This is a genomic window from Flavobacterium praedii (genome assembly GCF_026810365.1).
In the GTDB taxonomy this organism is placed as follows: Bacteria; Bacteroidota; Bacteroidia; order Flavobacteriales; family Flavobacteriaceae; genus Flavobacterium; species Flavobacterium praedii.
Genome location: NZ_CP113948.1, coordinates 1,411,232 through 1,431,501, shown reverse-complemented (window position 1 = coordinate 1,431,501; position 20,270 = coordinate 1,411,232). Strand labels below are relative to the sequence as shown.

Annotated in this window: 17 protein-coding genes; all 17 read right to left on the bottom strand. The window is 30.5% G+C overall.

What is annotated here, in order from left to right; genetic code table 11:
• Positions 1–15 precede the first annotated feature (15 nt).
• Complete coding sequence (locus tag OYT91_RS06080; protein WP_281239910.1) at positions 16–867, bottom strand: tetratricopeptide repeat protein; 852 nt, start codon at positions 865–867, stop codon at positions 16–18.
• A 183-nt stretch (positions 868–1,050) separates the two neighbouring features.
• Positions 1,051–1,707, bottom strand: coding sequence for a hypothetical protein (locus tag OYT91_RS06075; protein ID WP_281239923.1), 657 nt, complete (start codon positions 1,705–1,707; stop codon positions 1,051–1,053).
• A 162-nt stretch (positions 1,708–1,869) separates the two neighbouring features.
• Positions 1,870–2,352, bottom strand: a complete 483-nt coding sequence (locus OYT91_RS06070; protein WP_281239922.1) for a hypothetical protein — start codon at positions 2,350–2,352, stop codon at positions 1,870–1,872.
• 245 nt (positions 2,353–2,597) lie between these two features.
• Positions 2,598–3,590, bottom strand: a complete 993-nt coding sequence (locus OYT91_RS06065) for a T9SS type A sorting domain-containing protein (protein ID WP_281239921.1) — start codon at positions 3,588–3,590, stop codon at positions 2,598–2,600.
• 45 nt (positions 3,591–3,635) lie between these two features.
• A complete protein-coding gene (locus tag OYT91_RS06060) occupies positions 3,636–4,274 on the bottom strand; it encodes a hypothetical protein (RefSeq protein ID WP_281239920.1) in 639 nt (212 codons plus the stop codon).
• A gap of 198 nt (positions 4,275–4,472) precedes the next feature.
• Positions 4,473–4,949 carry a macro domain-containing protein gene (locus OYT91_RS06055; protein ID WP_281239919.1) on the bottom strand — a complete coding sequence of 159 codons (477 nt, stop codon included), beginning with the start codon at positions 4,947–4,949 and terminating at the stop codon, positions 4,473–4,475.
• Positions 4,934–5,206, bottom strand: a complete 273-nt coding sequence (locus OYT91_RS06050; RefSeq protein ID WP_281239918.1) for a hypothetical protein — start codon at positions 5,204–5,206, stop codon at positions 4,934–4,936. Before OYT91_RS06050 ends, OYT91_RS06055 begins: the two co-directional genes overlap by 16 nt.
• A 150-nt stretch (positions 5,207–5,356) precedes the next feature.
• The gene (locus OYT91_RS06045) at positions 5,357–6,244 is read right to left on the bottom strand and encodes a toxin-antitoxin system YwqK family antitoxin (protein ID WP_281239917.1); all 888 of its coding nucleotides are present in this window, start codon (positions 6,242–6,244) and stop codon (positions 5,357–5,359) included.
• 204 nt (positions 6,245–6,448) lie between these two features.
• On the bottom strand, positions 6,449–7,288 hold the full coding sequence (locus tag OYT91_RS06040; protein ID WP_281239916.1) for a DUF4339 domain-containing protein: 840 nt from the start codon (positions 7,286–7,288) through the stop codon (positions 6,449–6,451).
• A 4,022-nt stretch (positions 7,289–11,310) separates the two neighbouring features.
• Positions 11,311–11,976, bottom strand: coding sequence for a hypothetical protein (locus OYT91_RS06035; RefSeq protein ID WP_281239915.1), 666 nt, complete (start codon positions 11,974–11,976; stop codon positions 11,311–11,313).
• 164 nt (positions 11,977–12,140) lie between these two features.
• Positions 12,141–12,737, bottom strand: coding sequence for a hypothetical protein (locus OYT91_RS06030; RefSeq protein WP_281239914.1), 597 nt, complete (start codon positions 12,735–12,737; stop codon positions 12,141–12,143).
• Positions 12,738–14,079: 1,342 nt separating this feature from the next.
• Entirely contained in the window at positions 14,080–15,162 is a 1,083-nt protein-coding gene (locus tag OYT91_RS06025; RefSeq protein ID WP_281239913.1) for an HNH endonuclease family protein, read from the bottom strand.
• A gap of 2 nt (positions 15,163–15,164) precedes the next feature.
• Positions 15,165–16,271, bottom strand: a complete 1,107-nt coding sequence (locus tag OYT91_RS06020) for an adenine-specific methyltransferase EcoRI family protein (protein WP_281239912.1) — start codon at positions 16,269–16,271, stop codon at positions 15,165–15,167.
• Positions 16,272–16,495: 224 nt separating this feature from the next.
• Positions 16,496–17,296: a hypothetical protein gene (locus OYT91_RS06015; protein WP_281239911.1), complete on the bottom strand. Its 801-nt coding sequence runs from the start codon at positions 17,294–17,296 to the stop codon at positions 16,496–16,498.
• A gap of 166 nt (positions 17,297–17,462) precedes the next feature.
• Positions 17,463–18,314: a tetratricopeptide repeat protein gene (locus tag OYT91_RS06010; protein WP_281239910.1), complete on the bottom strand. Its 852-nt coding sequence runs from the start codon at positions 18,312–18,314 to the stop codon at positions 17,463–17,465.
• Between the two features lie 846 nt (positions 18,315–19,160).
• The gene (locus tag OYT91_RS06005; RefSeq protein ID WP_281239909.1) at positions 19,161–19,619 is read right to left on the bottom strand and encodes a hypothetical protein; all 459 of its coding nucleotides are present in this window, start codon (positions 19,617–19,619) and stop codon (positions 19,161–19,163) included.
• Between the two features lie 216 nt (positions 19,620–19,835).
• Complete coding sequence (locus OYT91_RS06000) at positions 19,836–20,240, bottom strand: hypothetical protein (RefSeq protein ID WP_281239908.1); 405 nt, start codon at positions 20,238–20,240, stop codon at positions 19,836–19,838.
• Positions 20,241–20,270: the final 30 nt, after the last annotated feature.

The window sequence follows — 20,270 nt, the reverse complement described above, 5'->3', positions numbered from 1 at the left end:
TGGCGGTTGTATTTTTTATTTATTTAATTCAGATTCCATTTTATTTAAGTTTTGTGTGTACTGATTTTCAGATTTAGACCATTTTTCAGCCTCACTTTTCCACTTATTAAACTTAATTACATCTTTTGTTTTAAAATATTCATATGCTAAATTATATGCAGTTTCTTGAATGAAATTTTGTTCCTTACAAATTTTAGACATTGTTGAATAAGTTTCTGCTACTTTTTCAAAATTCAAAAGTTTTGTATAAGTATAAGCCAATTCTTTATAAGTATAACAGTCTTCTGGATTTTCTATAATTGCTTTTTTTAATGATATTTCTGCCTTATCAAATTTCTGTAAAGCATTATAAGAAAATGCTAATTCAGTTTGTAATCCTTTAAATTTCGGATTAATTTTATCTGCTTTTTCTAAAAAAGTTAAAGCCTTCTCGCATTCGTTCCAGCCATTATACATATAACCCCAACGATATAATCTTTCGACAGAATTTTCATCAGTTTTATATGTTTTTAACCAACTAGGTGTTTTTTCAATATTTAGTTCTTTAAATTTTGCTTCAGGAATTTCAGCTATTGCAGTTCTGTTTGGTTGAAGCCTTGCTTTTATAAAACCTACTTCATTTTTAGTTTCACTATCTATTAGAATAAATTTACCATCTTTTTCAATTTTAAATTTTCCTTCATAGTTTAATGTTAATCCTGCTTGTGAATCGATATAAATAAATCCTAATGTATAAGTACTATCTTTTTCCATTTGGTATGCAATCCACTTATCTTCACATTGAACGTTTGTTTTGTCAAACTTTAAAATATTTTGAGCATTTAAACTAATTGAAAAAAATGTAAAAAGGATTAAAATATATTTCATAAAATGTTGTTTTTTAAAGTTCTGCGGTAATATAACCGCCAACGTCCCTCTACTACAGCGGGTTTGGGACTAAATTAAGCCCTATTTTCGGATTTGCCAAATCTTCCCAAATACAAAACCAATTTTCCATTAAGCCAATTACCCAAATCCGTTGTAGTAGATGTTAGCGGTTCGGGCATTTTTTTACGGATATTCAAATCCAAATTCATAATATCTCAATTTGTTTTTGCAGAAAGTATATATTGCATAATAAATAGGCATATTGTTACTTTCTAAAATTTTTGTTTTGCTGTCTTTTGGATTTTCAATCCTGTAATAAAGCTCAAGACGGTCTTTTGTGCTATCAACCACAGTATAGCAATTACCAAGTTTTTCAACAACTTGTTCTTTTGTCAAATCAAGTTTAATTCCTTTTTCTGTTTGAAAGGTATCAAAATTTAGTTGTTTGTATCTGTGGTCAGCTTTGTCAGAATATGAAATACTAAAAATAGAAATTTGATTTTTCCCATCACCCGGATGTTGTGTTAGTGTAAGCGTTTCTGCATTCATTAGAGAATAAAAATGATATTGCTCTCTTTCATCAGTTTTGTTATCTGTTCCAATAACTTTGTCTGCACTTATAGAATTTCTTAATGTTATTCCACAAAGGGAAGTGTCAGGTTCTAAAAAATCACAATTTTTAGTTTTGAGTTTTTCAATTACTTTAGCTAATAATCTAGCGTGTTTGTTTTGTTCAGGAACAAGTTCAAGCCTTTCATCTTTGTCCACAATTTTTGTTTGGGAATTATTGCAGTTTGTTAAAAGAAAAGCTACCAATATTAGTATCAAAATATTTCTCATTGTCTTTGTTTTCTTAGTGTCTGCGGTTGCCTGACCGCTAACGTTCTGGCACTACAGCGGGTTTGGGACTAAATTAAGCCCATTATTCGGATTTGCCAAATCATCCCAAATACAAAACCATCTTTCCATTAAGCCAAATGCCCAAATCCGTTGTAGTGGCTGTTAGTGGCTGGCTTTTTTTCTGTTGCGATTTCTGATTTCTGTTACAATTGCTGGTAAAATTCCAAAGATTAAACTTGAAATAAATATCAAATCATAGTTTAAATCATTAAAAGCCAAAACTCTTTTTCCATCGTCACAAGCAGTACATTCAATTAATTTTCCATTAGCATCTATGTAGCAAAAAATAATTGTCGAAATTATTATAAGCAACGTGCCAAGTGAAATATTTTTTATGCGTTGTCTATTTTCTTGCCTTTTTAACAATAAAATTATTGAAATTATAAAAATTAAAAATGCTGAAATAAATTCACCACTTGCAAAGTGAAAATACTTTCCATAATTCTTAAATGAAATTTTATTTTCTGTTAATTGTTGAAATAGATTTCGGATTAATTCTCTGTAGTTTTCTTCGTAAGCAAATACAAGTACAGCCAAAAAATAGACTGCTATTATTCCAACTAATATTTTAATAAGCTTTCTCATTTATTGGATTAAGTTCTTGTTTTCTTGCTTTTCACGTAAGCTTGCCACTAACGTTCCCGCGCTACAAGTAGTTTGGGACTAAATTAAGCCCATTCTTCGGATTTGCCAAATCTTCCAAATACAAACCAATTTTTCCATTAAGCCAAATCCCCAAATTGCTTGTAGCGTGTGTTAGGCGTGCGGCTTTTTCATTTAGCAAGTTTTATTAAGTTTTAGATTAGTTTACAAATTTTTGCTATTTACAATTATTGTTTTATAATTTTTTTTATTTGGACACCTTTACTTGAAAATATTTCAAAAATATATGTTCCATTTGCTAATTTGTCAAGACGAATTTCCTTATTTATATCTGAATGAGTTGAAATTAATTGACCATTTAAATTATAGATATTTATTTTTGTAACTTCTTCATTTATAATTATTTGGTTTTTAAATGGATTCGGATATACCAATATATTGTTTTCTATTTGAAAATCATCGTTTGATAAATTTGAACAATTACTTCCATTTTTAAAACCATAAACTTTAAAATTATCAAGATACTTGACGTCTCCCCAATAACCACCAACTATATGAATATTTATGTTATTTGTTGAACTGAAATTATAGTTAAAGCCTTCTTTTGTATTTGTTACTTTTAAAACAGGACTTAATGTACCATCTGTTCCAATGTCATAAATTTTAGAAGAAACAGAAAATTTACTTGTAGCAATTTTAGTTAATTCAAATACTAATCTATACCAATTTCCACTTATAAAATTATTACCAAAAATGGAAGGATTATAAGTTGAATTTGGATTAGACAATCCATTGATAGATAAAATTTTTCCATAAGGGTCACTAACGGTATTTGAAATAGCCGAAGATAAAATAGTTTCTCCATTGTCTTTTGCAATAAAAAGACCAACAGAATTATAAACATTTGAGATTACTGTTGGATAGGTTTCAACTTTATAGTCTATTGAAATAAGCATAGTTTCAGTATCGATTCCGTTGAATCTTGAGCATAATTTTAGAGGTTGTGTAGCTGTTCCTTGTAGACTTGTAGTTAAATAATAACCATTATTTCCATCTGAAACTTGGGTATAACCATAAGTTATTGGTTGTACAAATTTATTCGATAAATCATTATTAGTTGTTGATGTAAAATTATTAAAGTTAATTTCTTCCGTAACTAATTGAGCATTCATTTTTGTAATTGTAAATATAAGTAATAAAATTAGGGTAGTTTTTTTCATTTTAATATTCTGTTTTTTTATAGATTTTAATAGATTATGCTTGTTTTATTTTTCTATATATACTTTCCAAAAAGTATCGATTTTCTCTTTAAGTTCAGTTAAATTCTTTATTGAGTAGTCTAAATGATTTGATGGTTCAATTTTCTTCCCATCCCAACCTGATTCAGATTCTTGTTTTCGAGCCATTTCACTCAGCCTAAAACAATAATGTTTCAATCCATCTGCTATTCGATTTATTTCAGATGCAATATCTCCAATATAATCTTGTGAGTAACTTTTTAGAGTTAGTGGGTTTTCGATTGATAATTCAAAGTCTTCTATTACTGAATTTAAAAAGAGTTCTAATTTATTTATAATATCGTAGCCTGCCATTATTTTTTTACCTTCTATTATTTCACGAATAGATGTGCTTGAAACTCCGCTTTTTCGGCTAAATTCAACAGATTCTCTATATCCTACGATTTTAGAAAGTCCTTCTTTTATTCTTAAAGTTTTATTTATTCTGTCTTCTTGGATGCATAAATATATTCTATTTATTTCTTCTGTGGATGGAATTGAGTGCATATATATATCCCATTTTTCAAGAGGTATTCCGACTCTATAAGCTAAAAGCTGTCGTTCATTAATATGCTTTTTGATGTCAACCCAACGATTCTTTATTTGTTTGTCTGTAAGCTCTTCCATCGTATAATTTTGGTTGTTTTTATAGATTTGTCGTTGTCTGCACTGTTAAGCTGACGCCTAACGTTCCCGCGCTACACGCAGGCTGGGATTAAAGATGCGTATTCTTTCGGTTAAAAACAAATGTATCAAATACAAACTATTTTCAAATTTAACCCATTGCCCAGCTTGCTTGTAGCGTGTGTTAGCAGTAGCCCTTTTTTACGCAATGTCATAAACATAAGTTGCGACTTCATTTTTCAATAGAGTTTCTTTCAAAATGGGTTCTATTTTGTCCCAAGTTCCGCCTGCAAGTCCACAACCGATTCTAGGCATATGAACGGTCGCATTATTTTCTTTTGCAAATTCTGCAACTTTATTAAGACCCACTTTTATTGCGTCATAGCGAATAGGAGCATTGCCATTTTCGTCTTTATATATTTTATGCTGTCCAATTAGATTTGCAATCCAAATGTCATTTTCAACTTTTATAAATTGTACCTGTCCAAGTGAAAAATTGTATTGATTTTTAAACCAATTTCTATATTCTTTTTCCGGTCCTTTCCAACGTTTAGAAATTGCCATTACAAAACCTTTTCCCCAAGCTCCAATATCATTACAAATATGTACAATGATTTTATTGTCAGTTATTTTCGGCTGTGTGGCATCTCCAATAAGATAATTTATTTCATTGTCCATTGATATTCAAAATCATTTTTATTTATTGCGTATTCTTCAAATTCCAAAAGATTAATTGTTTGGTCAGCAAGAAATCCAAATTCGTCTTCAATAAATTCTTCACTGTATTTTAATCTTTTGCCATTCTCATAAATTTCAATTTGTCGAAGTATTTCTCCTTTCTGATTGGATTCAAAATAATAAATACAAGTTCCCCAAGTTTCGGATTTTTCAATCCGATTTTCATTAAAATGTCTTTTATAATATAGTTCTGTCATAGGGTTACTGCTAACGTTCCCGCGCTACAGCGGGTTTGGGACTAAATTAAGCCCTATTTTCGGATTTGCCAAATCATCCCAAATACAAAACCAACTTTCCATTAAGCCAATTGCCCAAATCCGTTGTAGCGTGTGTTAGCAGTAGTTGATTTACCTGATATTTACTTGATATGGAATGTAAATTTTTGTTTCTTTTTCACCTTTATAAACCCAAGGAGGCAAGACGCTTAACGCTTCCGATATTTTATAGTAAAGTAATTTTTTAGATAATCTGCTATGCTCAATTTTATGTAATTGACTGGCAGGGTCAGTTTGGACATTACTACCAAACGTAATTGTAATATTTGAACTTTTTTCATTTACTTCATCAAGAATAAATGTACTTGAACTATTTTCTTCAATTTTAAATTTTGCTAAATATTTTAAATCCGCATATGTATCCCAAAAATCTCTTGGAACTTCTGCATTTTCAATAAATAAATCGTATGATAACGATGCTCCTCCTAAAAGTGCTGAACCTTTAAATTTAAATTTTTCATCTACTTCATTTACGATATATTTTGAATTTGCGTAATCGTACTGTGCTACTATTTTTTTTCCCTTTTTGTCTTTGATAGTCCATAAATTAATAGGCTTATCCATTTCATATTCGCCATCAATTATGACAATTCCTTTTTCATTATAATATTTCCAAGCACCATTTTTTTTACCATTTATAAAATTACCGCTAAATTGTACTTTGCCATTAAGAAAATATAATTCAAACAAACCGTTTAATTTACCCTCGGAATAATTTATTTTATTTATTAATCCGCCTTTATAATTATATGAAATCCATTCTCCATCTGGAAGGTCATTTTTAAAACTCCCAACATCTGTTGTTTTTTCTTTACAAATTCGTTCATATTTCCCATCATAAATAGGGGAGTTCTTCTCGATATTTTCTATGCAATTACAGTAATCAAGTTTTTCTATTTGTTGACTGAATGAAAAATTTGTAAATGAGATTATTACTAATGTTAAAAGTGTTTTTTTCATATTTTTAAGGTTGTTATTTTCTGATTCTGCGGTTCAATTACTGCTAACGTTCCCGCGCTACACGCAGGCTGGGATTAAAGATGCGTAATCTTTCGGTTAAAAACAAATGTATCAAATACAAACTATTTTCAAATTAAACCAATTGCCCAGCTTGCTTGTAGCGTGTGTTAGTGGCTGGCAAAATATGTGTGATGTTTTCTATTTCTATTGTTTATAAAAGTATGGGTCTTTATAATTACCACTATCACTTGGATAATAAAAATTCATTTTATCTGAATATGCTTGCGAAATTTCTAATTCAACTGATGTACCTCTTTCACTATCCGGCGCTTGTGCCGTCTGTTGTGTTCCAGGTAAAACGTTATAGAAAACAACAGTTTCAGTTTTATAGATACCGCCACTATCTTTTATATAATTTACATTTACTTTAATTTCATCCATTTTGCAATCAGTATTATTAGTGAAAATAACAGCTAGATTAAAAATTCCACCAATTTCTCTATATTGATATTGGTTTGTTGTTGCAGTTAAATAAGATTGCCAATTATTTCTAAAATTCATATTCTTTTTAGTAATTGCTTCATTTATTCTTTGTCTTTCGGTTTCTTCTGCTGAAACAGCACTGTTTTGAGTTTCGTCTGCATTATACGGTTCTGAGTCATAACTGTTAGATTGATAACTGCTTGATAAAAAGCTTATTATTGCTAAACCTATTAATATTACACCAACAATTAATAGATTTCTTTTTAAATTACTTTTCGGATAATCATTTTGGGAATTATAATTTTGATTATTATAATTGGAAGAATTGTAATAATTCGGCGGAGTTGTTGAAAAATTATTTTGAATTGGATTTTCAAATTTTGGGGGAGTTGTATTTATTGATAATATCGATTTCAAATCTTCAACTTTTTCTGCAGTTGTCCAATTTTCAATTCCTTGAAACCAAATAGGAGTATCTTTTTTTATGTTTAATAATTTTAGTTGTTCAATTTCAAATGGACCTTCTTGGTTTTGTCCATTCATAATGTAGAATTTCTTCATTTAGTATTATTTTATGTTTCTTTTTTTCTCAATTTCTCGATTGCTTGCCACTAACGTCCCCGCGCTAAAAGCAGTTTGGGACTAAATTAAGCCCATTATTCGGATTTGCCAAATCTTCCAAATACAAAACCATATTTAAATTAAGCCAAATACCCAAATTGCTTGTAGCGTGTGTTATGGGTAGATTGTTTCTGGCAGATATTTCTAATTATTAATCGATTTTAAACCAATTATTGGCAGGCTCAAAACCTAATTCTTGCCTAAATCCCAGCTAATTTCATTCCCTTTTATTATCGATTTTCATCCAATTATTGGCAAATTAAAAGCCAAATTCGAATCTAAATTTCAGCCAATTTTCATACTTATTTTTTCATCTCAATTTGAGAATCAAAACGATTGTTTATTTCCATTAAAACTCCAATATTCAAGTTTGCTTTTCATATTCTGTATTTCAGATTCAGTTTAGAAACTGCGAAACTCAAGTTTTCAATTTCAAGTTCTATATTTCAGATTCGGTTAGAAACTCCAATATTCAAGTTCTGTATTTCAAGTTTTGCTTTTCAGCTTCTAAACATAAAATTCAAGTTTCAAAGTTTATGAATTTCGACTTCTTCTCAACTAAATGCCTTTAAAAATCTGATTTTCTTCGCAATTTACCCATAACGTTCCCGCGCTACAAGCAGTTTGGGACTAAATTAAGCCCATTATTCGGATTTGCCAAATATTTCCAAATACAAAACCATTTTTAAATTAAGCCAAATACCCAAATTGCTTGTAGCGTGTGTTATGCGGGGGTTGTTTCTAGCCGATAGTTCCAATTATTAATCGATTTTAAGCCTATTTTTGGCAGACACAAAACCTAATTCTTGCTCAAATTCTAGCTAATTTCATTCCTGTTTAAAATTGATTTTCATCCAATTATTGGCAAATTAAAAGCCAAATTATTGTCTAAATATTAGCTAAATTTTATTCCCTTTTTTCGTTTCAATTTCATAATCAAAACGATTGTTTATTTTTATTCTCAATGAAACTTCAATATTTAAGTTTCAGTTTTTGCATTCCAATTTAAAACTTCAATTTTCAAGTTCCGTTTTTCAGATTCAGTTTAGAAACTCAGAAATTCAAGTCTGCTTTTCAAGTTTCTGCATTTCAAGTTTTACATTTAGGATTCAGTTTAGAAACTCCAAAATTCTATTTTCAGCTTTTCAAATTCCAGATTAAAACTCCAATTTTGAGTTTCTGTATTTCGATTTTCAGCGTAACTATATTCTTTTTTAAAACGTAATTTTAACTGAAATGTTTTTTTTCCGCTCAACTCCCGCATAACGTCCCCGCGCTAAAAGCAGGCTGGGGTTAAAGATGCGTATTTTTTCGGTTAAACACAAATTTTCCAAATACAAAACCATTTCCAAATTAAGCCAAATCCCCAGCTTGCTTGTAGCGTGTGTTATGCGGGGGTTGTTTCTAGCCGATAGTTCCAATTATTAATCGATTTTAAGCCTATTTTTGGCAGACACAAAACCTAATTCTTGCTCAAATTCTAGCTAATTTCATTCCTGTTTAAAATTGATTTTCATCCAATTATTGGCAAATTAAAAGCCAAATTATTGTCTAAATATTAGCTAAATTTTATTCCCTTTTTTCGTTTCAATTTCATAATCAAAACGATTGTTTATTTTTATTCTCAATGAAACTTCAATATTTAAGTTTCAGTTTTTGCATTCCAATTTAAAACTCCAATTTTCAAGTTCCGCTTTTCAGATTCAGTTTAGAAACTCAGAAATTCAAGTCTGCTTTTCAAGTTTCTGCATTTCAAGTTTTACATTTAGGATTCAGTTTAGAAACTCCAAAATTCTATTTTCAGCTTTTCAAATTCCAGATTAAAACTCCAATTTTGAGTTTCTGTATTTCGATTTTCAGCGTAACTATATTCTTTTTTAAAACGTAATTTTAACTGAAATGTTTTTTTTCCGCTCAACTCCCGCATAACGTTCCCGCGCTACAAGTAGTTTGGGACTAAATTAAGCCCTATTTTCGGATTTGCCAAATATTCCCAAATACAAAACCATTTTTAAATTAAGCCAAATACCCAAATTGCTTGTAGCGTGTGTTATGCGGGGGTTGTTTCTAGCCGATAGTTCCAATTATTAATCGATTTTAAGCCTATTTTTGGCAGACACAAAACCTAATTCTTGCTCAAATTCTAGCTAATTTCATTCCTTTTTAAAATTGATTTTCATCCAATTATTGGCAAATTAAAAGCCAAATTATTGTCTAAATATTAGCTAAATTTTATTCCCTTTTTTCGTTTCAATTTCATAATCAAAACGATTGTTTATTTTTATTCTCAATGAAACTTCAATATTTAAGTTTCAGTTTTTGCATTCCAATTTAAAACTCCAATTTTCAAGTTCCGCTTTTCAGATTCAGTTTAGAAACTCAGAAATTCAAGTCTGCTTTTCAAGTTTCTGCATTTCAAGTTTTACATTTAGGATTCAGTTTAGAAACTCCAAAATTCTATTTTCAGCTTTTCAAATTCCAGATTAAAACTCCAATTTTGAGTTTCTTTATTTCGATTTTCAGCGTAACTATATTCTTTTTTAAAACGTAATTTTAACTGAAATGTTTTTTTTTCGCTCAACTCCCGCATAACGTCCCCGCGCTAAAAGCAGTTTGGGACTAAATTAAGCCCATTATTCGGATTTGCCAAATTTTACTGACACAAAACCATATTTAAATTAAGCCAATTGCCCAAATTGCTTGTAGCGTGTGTTATGAGCTGGTTGTTTCTAGCTGATATTCCTAATTATTAATCGATTTTAAACCAATTTTCGGCAGGCACAAAACCCAATTCTTGCCCAAATCTCAGCTAATTTCATTCCCTTTTTTAATCTAATTTCATCCAATTATTGGCAAATTTAAAAACTAATTCGAATCTAAATTTCAGCCAATTTTCATTCTTATTTTTTCATCTCAATTTGAGAATCAAAACGATTGTTTATTTCCATTAAAAACTCTGAAATTCAAATTCGCTTTTCAAGTTCTTCATTTCAGATTCAGTTTAAAACTCCGAAATTCAAGTTTGCTTTTCAAGTTCCGAATTTCAAACCTTCAATTTCAGATTCAGTTTAGAAGTTCCAAAATTCAAGTTCTGCATTTCAGATTCTAAACATCAAACTGTGTTTTTTGCTTTTCGTGATATACTTCCAATTAAAAACTCCATTTTTCAAGCTTCAGAATTTTATTTTCTGCGCAACTAAATAATTTTTAAAAGACTGATTTTAAATGAAATGCACTTTTTTCAACTAGCTCATAACGTTCCCGCGCTAAAAGCAGTTTGGGACTAAATTAAGCCCATTTTTCGGATTTGCCAAATCTTACTGACACAAAACCAATTTCAAATTAAGCCTAATACCCAAATTGCTTGTAGCGTGTGTTATGAGCTGGTTGTTTCTAGCAAATATTCCTTATTATTAATTGATTTTTAGCCTAATTTTGGCCGACTTAAAACCTAATTCTTGCCCAAATCTCGACTAAATTTTATTCCCTTTTTTCGTTTCAGTTTAAAAACCAAAACGATTGTTTCTGTTTATTTTCTATGAAACTTCAACATTCAAGTTTCAGTTTTTGCAATCCAATTTAAAACTCCAATTTTCAAGTTCCGCTTTTCAGATCCAGTTTAGAAACTCCGAAATTCAAGTTTCTGCATTTCAAGTTTTGCAATTCAGATTCCGTTTAGAAACTCCAATATTCAAGTTTCAGCTTCTCAAGTTTCCAATTAAAAATCCAATTTTCAAGTTTCTGTATTTCGATTTTCAGCGCAACTAAATGGCTTTTAAAAACCTGATTTAAACCGAAATTTTCATTTTTCAACTAGCTCATAACGTCCCCGCGCTACAAGCAGTTTGGGACTAAATTAAGCCCATTATTCGGATTTGCCAAATCTTCCAAATACAAAACCAACTTCAAATTAAGCCTAATACCCAAATTGCTTGTAGCGTGTGTTAGTGGTAGCTCTTTTCTTAGTCATCAAACTCGATTGCGTTCTTTGTCTTTAGTGCCCAATTATTAATATCAATTTTTATTTTCTGTTTCTCGTCAGCCATTAATATTTGCTTTGTTGGTAAAGACCAATTTGTCAAACTGTTGAAATAAAGAATAAGCCCATTAATTCCTAATTCAAATTCAACTTCGGCAATTTTTCCTTTTTCAGAAATATATAAAAATCCGCTTCGTCCTTGAGATTTTAAATGAACTCCTTCTTTTGTTAGGAACTCGTGAACGTTATCCTTTTCACGTCTTGTTGTCGACCATTCTTCTTTAAGCTTCTCCGAAATGTGGTGTTGAAAAAGGGTGTCATCATATTTTATAGTTGTCCAACCAAATGGTGTCGTTGTTTTTATATGTTGTTCGTTTTTTTTGATTTGCTTTCTGCAATAATCTGCCTTATCAGACAAACGCATTTTTTCGGCAGAGTCTGCAAGTCCAAACCAAAACTCTTCTGAAAAATAATGCTCAGTTTCGTCCGCTAGTTCTATTAAACTTTCAAGTGCAAGTTCCCATTCTCTATGATTTAAATACTCAACACAATTGATGAATTGTTTATGGGTTTTATAAAAGTCAGGCATATAGTCAACCAAACGCCTAATTGTCTGTTCAGGTGTCAAATCTATTTTCTGTTGTTTCATAAGGTTGAATAGTTTCACGTGTCGTTCTTTAGAGTTACCACTAACGTTCCCGCGCTACACGCAGTTTGGGACTAAATTAATCCCATTATTCGGATTTGCCAAATCTTCCAAATACAAGACCAATTTTAAATTAAGCCTAATACCCAAATTGCTTGTAGCGTGTGTTAGCGGTAGTTATTTTCTCTGCGTAGTTTAAAATTTTTTATTTTTTCATTGATTGAGTAAAATATTCCGACGAAAACTAAAAACACAATGATTTTTAGAAATAATGAAAGCACCAAATTCGAAGGGTAAATTCCAACTTCATTATACATTGTCCAAGAACTTGGGAGATAATCACGATGAAACGATGTAATTATTATAATCATTCTTTCTATTGATATCATCAATAAAACACTAAATAATATTCGTAAAAAAATGTTTTTCCTAATACTTTTGAATCGCAATAATTGGGTGATTAATACCCAAAGTAAAGGTTGAATCCAAAATCCAAACCAATATTTTCCAAACATTCTGTTTAAAAATTCGGTTTTGTCTTCTTGGTTTAAAATATTTAATTCAACAAATATTCCGATAATCCATAATAATAAATATAGTATTCCAATGAAGGAAATAAAGCGATTAGATTCTTCATCAATATTTTTGACAATAGGTTTTCTAATAAAGATTGAGGAAATGAAGTATAGGAAAGTAAATAATCCAAAAGCTGTAAAAAAATCTATTTGTATTAGTTGTAATTTAAAAATTATTTCTTCTATCATTATTATGTTGTTAAATTTTCGTTTCGTTCGGCTAATTACCGCTAACGTCCCCGCGCTAAAAGCAGTTTGGGACTAAATTAAGCCCATTTTTCGGATTTGCCAAATCTTCCAAATATAAAACCAACTTCCCATTAAGCTTAATGCCCAAATTGCTTGTAGCGTGTGTTACTGGCTGGTTATTTTGTCGAAATTACAATTTAAGCGCAAATTTTTCACGCTTCTGTTGGCTGAATCCAACTTTCAAGTTTCTGTTTTTTAGCTTGTAATTTTCGGCGTATTATTTTCAATTAGTCACTTTTTATTTTCCGCACAAAATTTTTCAAGTTTCTGCTTTTCAAGTTTCTGCTGGGAAGTTTCAACTTTCAAGTTTCTGCTTTTCAGATTCCAATTTTCAAGTTTCTGTTGGCAAGTTTCTATTTTCACGCTTTCGCTTTTCAGGTTTCAACTTTTCAAGTTTCCGTTGGCGATCCCAACTTTCACGCTTCTGCTTTTTAAGTTTCTGCGAGTTGCAAACTTTAATCCAAATCGAAATTACCTGCGTAATTTCGGCATAACTAGCCAGTAACGTCCCCGCGCTAGAAGCAGTTTGGGACTAAATTAAGCCCATTATTCGGATTTGCCAAATATTTCCAAATACAAAACCATTTTTAAATTAAGCCAAATCCCCAAATTGCTTGTAGCGTGTGTTACTGGCTGGTTGTTTCTAGCTGATGTTCCAATTAAAACCCGATTCTATTCCAATTTTTAGCTGGCACAAAACCCAATTCTAGCCTTAATCTCAGCTAATTTTATTCCATTTTATATTCGATTTTCAGCCTAATATTGGCAATTTTAAATCCAAATTCGGCATTAATTTCATTCTTGTTTTTTTGGTAAAAACCCATTTTTAATTTAAAAAAAATCCAACCTTAAACTTCTACTTTTCAGTTTAGAAACTCCGAAACTCAAGTTAGAAATTCAGATTATGTTTTCAGATTCAGTTTAGAAACTTCGAAACTCAAGTTCGAAATTCACGCTTCGCTTATCAGATTCAGTTTAGAAGCTTCGAAACTCAAGTTCAAGTTCAAGTTTTAGTATTTCAGACTTTAAAATTCAAATTTATCAAGTTTCCGAACGACTATTTCTTGTCATCATAATAGAATTATAAAAGCTGTTTTTATCGAAATTTTCCTTCTTATTTCGCAACTAGCCAGTAACGTTCTCGCGCTACAGCGGGTTTGGGACTAAATTAAGCCTTATCTTCGGATTTGCCAAATCTTCCAAATACAAAACCAACTTTCCATTAAGCCAATTGCCCAAATCCGTTGTAGCGTGTGTTGGTGGCTGGACTTCTTGTTTATTCCTATTTTCCGCTTTTAATTCGGTTGTCGTGTTTGCACAACATTTGGCAATTTTCGGCAGAAGTATTTCCGCCTTCGTGCCAAGGTGTAATGTGGTCTGCTTCCATTCCTGATAATTCAAAATGTTCTCCACATTTCACGCAAATACCTTGTTGTCTTTCATAGGCTTCACGTTTTTGATTGTCAGTAAAAGCTCTAATATTAAGAAATTTTTCTTTTCTAGTTAAGACGTATTCGTAAATTCCCTTTTTGTTGGTAACGTCTTCATCTTGCATCAAAGTTGCAATTTCTTCTTCGAGTTTTTTGTGGTCAAAGTTTTTAGTTTTGAATTCGTTATATAAAAAGCCCCAACCAATACCTTTCATTTCTCTGCGATACTTAGGGAAAGTAGCTTTTACCCAATTTATTATAGATTGAAAGTACAACCAAATTTCGTTAGCATTAGGGTCGTGTTGGTGATTGGACATATAAACTTCAATGTTTCCATTTGAAATCCATTTTATAGTTGTTTCCAAGTATTCTTGTCTGTCCGGACTACCAGTCATATAATCACTTGCTAAACCAAAAGCGGGACAATTACGTTTACTAAAGATTGGTTTTACACTAGATACCCAACTACCTGAGTAAACGGCATTACGCAATTCTTGTTCAGTTAATTTTTCTCCTGCAATATTGATGGTTTTGAACCATTCCAACTTTTGGCTATCAGTACCGCTACATAAATAAACCATTAATTTGTAGTTTAAGATTTGCTCTTGTTCATCTTTTTGCAAATTGTGAAAAAATCTAAACATATAGGCAAATTCACCTGAGACAAACTGACAAATTGAAATAGTTCTTTGTTGTCCGTCAATAACTTCAAAATTACCATCTTCACGAACTGCCCAATACATTACATTTAGTGGAAAATTTTTAGTAATTGTATCAATTACAGCCTCTCGTTGTTTGTCTTTGTAGATAAATTCACGTTGATATGGAGGGCGAATGTCTAATTTTCCATCATATCCTATAACACCATTTTCGTTATTGTCTTCATAATTTTGAATTAGTTCACGTATTGTAATTTCTCTTAATTCTATGTTCATAGCTAGTTTTGTATTTGTTTGTTTTTAATCAAAAACCTTGTATAAAGAACTTTTAAATAACCATCAACATTATCTGCTGTGTAATAAACGCCTTCGGGTTTTGTTTTATACAAAATTGTTGAGCTAGTATTTGCTTTACTACCGTTGATAATCGTACCGTTTTCGTTGTGTTGTTTAGGGTTGATGTATTTTTTTGTTGGAGTGGCTTCAAATTCATCTCTGCCTGAAGTCATTCCTACAATTTCAAATTGGTCAGGATTATATTTGTCTAAAAATGTTATTGGAACCCCCATAACACCTGAATAATCTAGTGGTATTTCGTTTGTTTTACTTACCTCAATGGCGTCGTAATTGTCGTATTTTGGATAATCGATTTCGTTATACGTTTTGTAAAGAATTAAATTTTCGTGACGCTTATTAAGGTCAATATTTGTAAACCAATGAACCCCTGAGACCCTAATCATACCTTCTCTTCTGTCGGTTGCAGTAGCATAATCCTCGTAATGTTGGTTGATAAAATGTCCAGCACCTCCTTTAAATCCGTAACCTAACCAAATTTTATTGTCTTTTATAAGTCTGAAAATTTCTTTGTATTTGGTAGCATTTTGATGACCTATAATTACAAATTTTTTATTGTGTTCTATAAGTTGAGCAACGTATTCACGAAATAAGGAAAAAGGCGGATTAGTAACGACAATATCGGCTTGTTTTAGTAAATCGATACTTTCTTTACTACGAAAATCACCATCACCTTTTAATTGTTTTATACCAATCTCGTTAATGTCAGGAATAAAGTTACCATTTTTATCGCCATTGTATTCTAGATAAATTGCACTATCAGAGTTATGTTTACTAAATAAATCTCTTTCTTGATTTTGGAAGCAAGTTGTAATTAATTTCTTGAGTTCAAATTTCTCGAAATTGTGAGAAAAAAAGTGGAAGAAATTACTAATTCTGGGGTCGTCACAATTACAGTAAACGACTTTATCTTTAAAGTGTTTTTTGTAATGTTTCAGTTCATTTGCAATGTCTGAAAGTTGTGTGTAGAATTCGTCCTTTTTATTGTTCTTAGCTTCTGTTAGTCGCTCATTCTTTGTTTTCGCCGTCATTATTGTCCGATTTACGGCGACAATTCTGACGGTTTTCTTTTGTTGGACAGTTGTTTTTAGCCCCGAAGTTCCGTTAGTCTTGCCACCAACGTCCCAGCGCTACAAGCAGTTTGGGACTAAATTAAGCCCATTATTCGGATTAGCCAAATCTTCCAAATACAAAACCAACTTCAAATTAAGCCAAATACCCAAATTGCTTGTAGCGTGTGTTAGCACTCGTTAATTTATTTAGTACTATATTTTTCAGTTATGTCAATAAATATTTCTCTGTCAGCTATTGAAAATAATAACATTTCAGTAAAGTATAAATTTTCTTCTTTTTCTTTATCTCCTTTCCACAATCTTTGATTTACTTGTTTTATGAGATTGTTAAGTTGAAAGTATGCATCTTTTTTATCGATGTAAATTTTGTCATCTGCTTTTTTTATAAAAAGTCTGTGATCTAAATGTTTAATGTCAGTTGTTTGATAATGAGAAATATTTTTCAATCTTATCAAAACATTCAAGTCAAATGCTGACATTTTTGAGTTTCGTCCTTCTGGAATTGGGAAATATTTTTGTCCTGCATTTTCAGAAAGTATTATCCAATTTAGTGAATAAGCAACACGAGAATCATAAATTACGTTTCTATTTGGGTATAAATACGCTCCAACTTTTGAAGAACTAGCTATTCTATTAAAATTTGGTTTGTCTTTAATTAGAAAATCTTTAATTAAGATTAAAGTATCAATATCTTTTGCCGTTGTTATTCCTCCCCAATCTTTAATTATCCACAAACAAAGTTTATCAAATAATTCGCTATTTGATTTTAAAGAATCATTTAGTTTTTGACCAACTATCTTCTTTAGTTCAAGCTCTTTTTGATAAGATGATAAACTATTTAATTCTGTAATTTGTTTTTCGGTTAGCGTTTCAAGGTCTAAAAGTTTTTCTATTCTCGCATTCCAATTATAAAGTTTGGGTAAGTCATTTTTATATTTTTCTAAAAAATTTACAATTTTATCAATGTCAAAATAATATGTCATTTATGCGATTTTTTTGTTAATGAGTGCTAACGTCCCCGCGCTACAAGCAGTTTGGGACTAAATTAAGCCTTATTTTCGGATTTGCTAAATCTTCCAAATACAAAACCAATTTCAAATTAAGCCTAATACCCAAATTGCTTGTAGCGTGTGTTGGCGGTTGTATTTTTTATTTATTTAATTCAGATTCCATTTTATTTAAGTTTTGTGTGTACTGATTTTCAGATTTAGACCATTTTTCAGCCTCACTTTTCCACTTATTAAACTTAATTACATCTTTTGTTTTAAAATATTCATATGCTAAATTATATGCAGTTTCTTGAATGAAATTTTGTTCCTTACAAATTTTAGACATTGTTGAATAAGTTTCTGCTACTTTTTCAAAATTCAAAAGTTTTGTATAAGTATAAGCCAATTCTTTATAAGTATAACAGTCTTCTGGATTTTCTATAATTGCTTTTTTTAATGATATTTCTGCCTTATCAAATTTCTGTAAAGCATTATAAGAAAATGCTAATTCAGTTTGTAATCCTTTAAATTTCGGATTAATTTTATCTGCTTTTTCTAAAAAAGTTAAAGCCTTCTCGCATTCGTTCCAGCCATTATACATATAACCCCAACGATATAATCTTTCGACAGAATTTTCATCAGTTTTATATGTTTTTAACCAACTAGGTGTTTTTTCAATATTTAGTTCTTTAAATTTTGCTTCAGGAATTTCAGCTATTGCAGTTCTGTTTGGTTGAAGCCTTGCTTTTATAAAACCTACTTCATTTTTAGTTTCACTATCTATTAGAATAAATTTACCATCTTTTTCAATTTTAAATTTTCCTTCATAGTTTAATGTTAATCCTGCTTGTGAATCGATATAAATAAATCCTAATGTATAAGTACTATCTTTTTCCATTTGGTATGCAATCCACTTATCTTCACATTGAACGTTTGTTTTGTCAAACTTTAAAATATTTTGAGCATTTAAACTAATTGAAAAAAATGTAAAAAGGATTAAAATATATTTCATAAAATGTTGTTTTTTAAAGTTCTGCGGTAATATAACCGCCAACGTCCCCGCGCTAAAAGCAGTTTGGGACTAAATTAAGCCCATTATTCGGATTTGCCAAATCTTCCAAATACAAAACCAACTTCAAATTAAGCCTAATGCCCAAATTGCTTGTAGCGAGTGTTATGAGCTGGTTGTTTCTAGCTGATATTCCTAATTATTAATAGATTTTAAACCAATTTTCGGCAGGCACAAAACCCAATTCTTGTCCAAATCTCAGCTAATTTCATTCCCTTTTTTAATCTAATTTCATCCAATTATTGGCAAATTTAAAAACCAATTCGAATCTAAATTTCAGCCAATTTTCATTCTTATTTTTTCATCTCAATTTGAGAATCAAAACGATTGTTTATTTCCATTAAAAACTCTGAAATTCAAATTCGCTTTTCAAGTTCTTCATTTTAGATTCAGTTTAAAACTCCGAAATTCAAGTTTGCTTTTCAAGTTCCGTATTTCAAGTCTTCAATTTCAGATTCAGTTTAGAAGTTCCAAAATTCAAGTTCTGCATTTCAGTTTCTAAACATCAAACTGTAATTTTTGCTTTTCGCGATAAACTTCCAATTAAAAACTCCATTTTTTACGCTTCAGAATTTGATTTTCTGTACAACTAAATAATTTTTAAAAGCCTGATTTTAAATGAAATGCACTTTTTTCAACTAGCTCATAACGTTCTCGCGCTACAGCGGGTTTGGGACTAAATTAAACCCTATTTTCGGATTTGCCAAATCATCCCAATACAAAACCATCTTTCCATTAAGCCAATTGCCCAAATCCGTTGTAGCGTGTGTTGGCAGATAGCCGTAATTGTTAGTAATTTTCTCCGTTTCTATTTAGTTTTATGGTTTTCATAATTTCATTGTAATTTTCAAAATGGTCAGGACTAATTAATATTTTTTGATTTTTGTCTGTTATAAGCACACTTTCAAAATAACCTAAAGTTATTTCTCCTGCATCGGTGCTCGAACCTTGTACTTTTTCCGAACGAACAGTTTTAATTTCATTATACGGTATGAATTGAGTTTTATTGAGGAAAACAGATATTTTATAAATTCCATTTTCAGCAACTTTTATTTTGTAGATTTTCTGAAAGTCCTTTACGAGATAAAATAATAGAATTAATTCTGAAAATATGATTAAGAGTAATATTTCCCATTCGTTTTTTTCTAACGCTGAGTTTATGAAAAAACAACCAACTGCTAAAATGAAAGTTATTCCTAAAATTTTTCTGATTATAAACAGTGTTCTGAATTCAGAAGTTATTTGCATTTATGTATTTCTTTTTTACGTGATTTTCAAAACGGTTTCTGCCAACGTTCTCGCGCTACAGCGGGTTTGGGACTAAATTAAGCCTTATCTTCGGATTTGCCAAATATTCCCAAATACAAACCAATTTTTCCATTAAGCCAATTGCCCAAATCCGTTGTAGCGTGTGTTAGTGGCTGTACTGGTTATTTACAATAATTGTTTCTAATTTACCCTTTACTATTTTCTTTCCAATATTTTATTATCATCTTTTTTCCACATTTGTTTAAGAGTATATTTTATAGGAATTTTATTCATTTCAGTTCCTAATTTATTCCATATTTCTATATGGTCAATTTTAAAATCAATTATGTAGACATTAATATCGCAAAGTAAATTCATTTCACAATTTTCAAGTTCAACACCATCAAATCTAAAATCAGATTGGTTATAATTCGTGCTTTTTGAATGGAGTTTATTTACATTGAGTAAGTTGTCAAATGTGATAAAGCAACCATTTTTAGTAAATTCAATTTCATCAACTTTAATACTATCGATTGCAAGTTTTATGCTTTCTGATGTGAATTCATCATCTAAAGTCAAAATTGAAATATCGCTAACAAATTCAATTAAATTGGATTTCATATTTACGATTTTTTGGATGTATAGCCACTA

Coding starts and splice junctions, on each gene's coding strand:
- OYT91_RS06045 (WP_281239917.1), bottom strand. CDS start 6,244: ATGAAAAAAACACTTTTAACATTAGTAATAATCTCATTTACAAATTTT.
- OYT91_RS06070 (WP_281239922.1), bottom strand. CDS start 2,352: ATGAGAAAGCTTATTAAAATATTAGTTGGAATAATAGCAGTCTATTTT.
- OYT91_RS06040 (WP_281239916.1), bottom strand. CDS start 7,288: ATGAAGAAATTCTACATTATGAATGGACAAAACCAAGAAGGTCCATTT.
- OYT91_RS06030 (WP_281239914.1), bottom strand. CDS start 12,737: ATGATAGAAGAAATAATTTTTAAATTACAACTAATACAAATAGATTTT.
- OYT91_RS06080 (WP_281239910.1), bottom strand. CDS start 867: ATGAAATATATTTTAATCCTTTTTACATTTTTTTCAATTAGTTTAAAT.
- OYT91_RS06050 (WP_281239918.1), bottom strand. CDS start 5,206: ATGACAGAACTATATTATAAAAGACATTTTAATGAAAATCGGATTGAA.
- OYT91_RS06060 (WP_281239920.1), bottom strand. CDS start 4,274: ATGGAAGAGCTTACAGACAAACAAATAAAGAATCGTTGGGTTGACATC.
- OYT91_RS06020 (WP_281239912.1), bottom strand. CDS start 16,271: ATGACGGCGAAAACAAAGAATGAGCGACTAACAGAAGCTAAGAACAAT.
- OYT91_RS06010 (WP_281239910.1), bottom strand. CDS start 18,314: ATGAAATATATTTTAATCCTTTTTACATTTTTTTCAATTAGTTTAAAT.
- OYT91_RS06025 (WP_281239913.1), bottom strand. CDS start 15,162: ATGAACATAGAATTAAGAGAAATTACAATACGTGAACTAATTCAAAAT.
- OYT91_RS06015 (WP_281239911.1), bottom strand. CDS start 17,296: ATGACATATTATTTTGACATTGATAAAATTGTAAATTTTTTAGAAAAA.
- OYT91_RS06065 (WP_281239921.1), bottom strand. CDS start 3,590: ATGAAAAAAACTACCCTAATTTTATTACTTATATTTACAATTACAAAA.
- OYT91_RS06005 (WP_281239909.1), bottom strand. CDS start 19,619: ATGCAAATAACTTCTGAATTCAGAACACTGTTTATAATCAGAAAAATT.
- OYT91_RS06055 (WP_281239919.1), bottom strand. CDS start 4,949: ATGGACAATGAAATAAATTATCTTATTGGAGATGCCACACAGCCGAAA.
- OYT91_RS06075 (WP_281239923.1), bottom strand. CDS start 1,707: ATGAGAAATATTTTGATACTAATATTGGTAGCTTTTCTTTTAACAAAC.
- OYT91_RS06000 (WP_281239908.1), bottom strand. CDS start 20,240: ATGAAATCCAATTTAATTGAATTTGTTAGCGATATTTCAATTTTGACT.
- OYT91_RS06035 (WP_281239915.1), bottom strand. CDS start 11,976: ATGAAACAACAGAAAATAGATTTGACACCTGAACAGACAATTAGGCGT.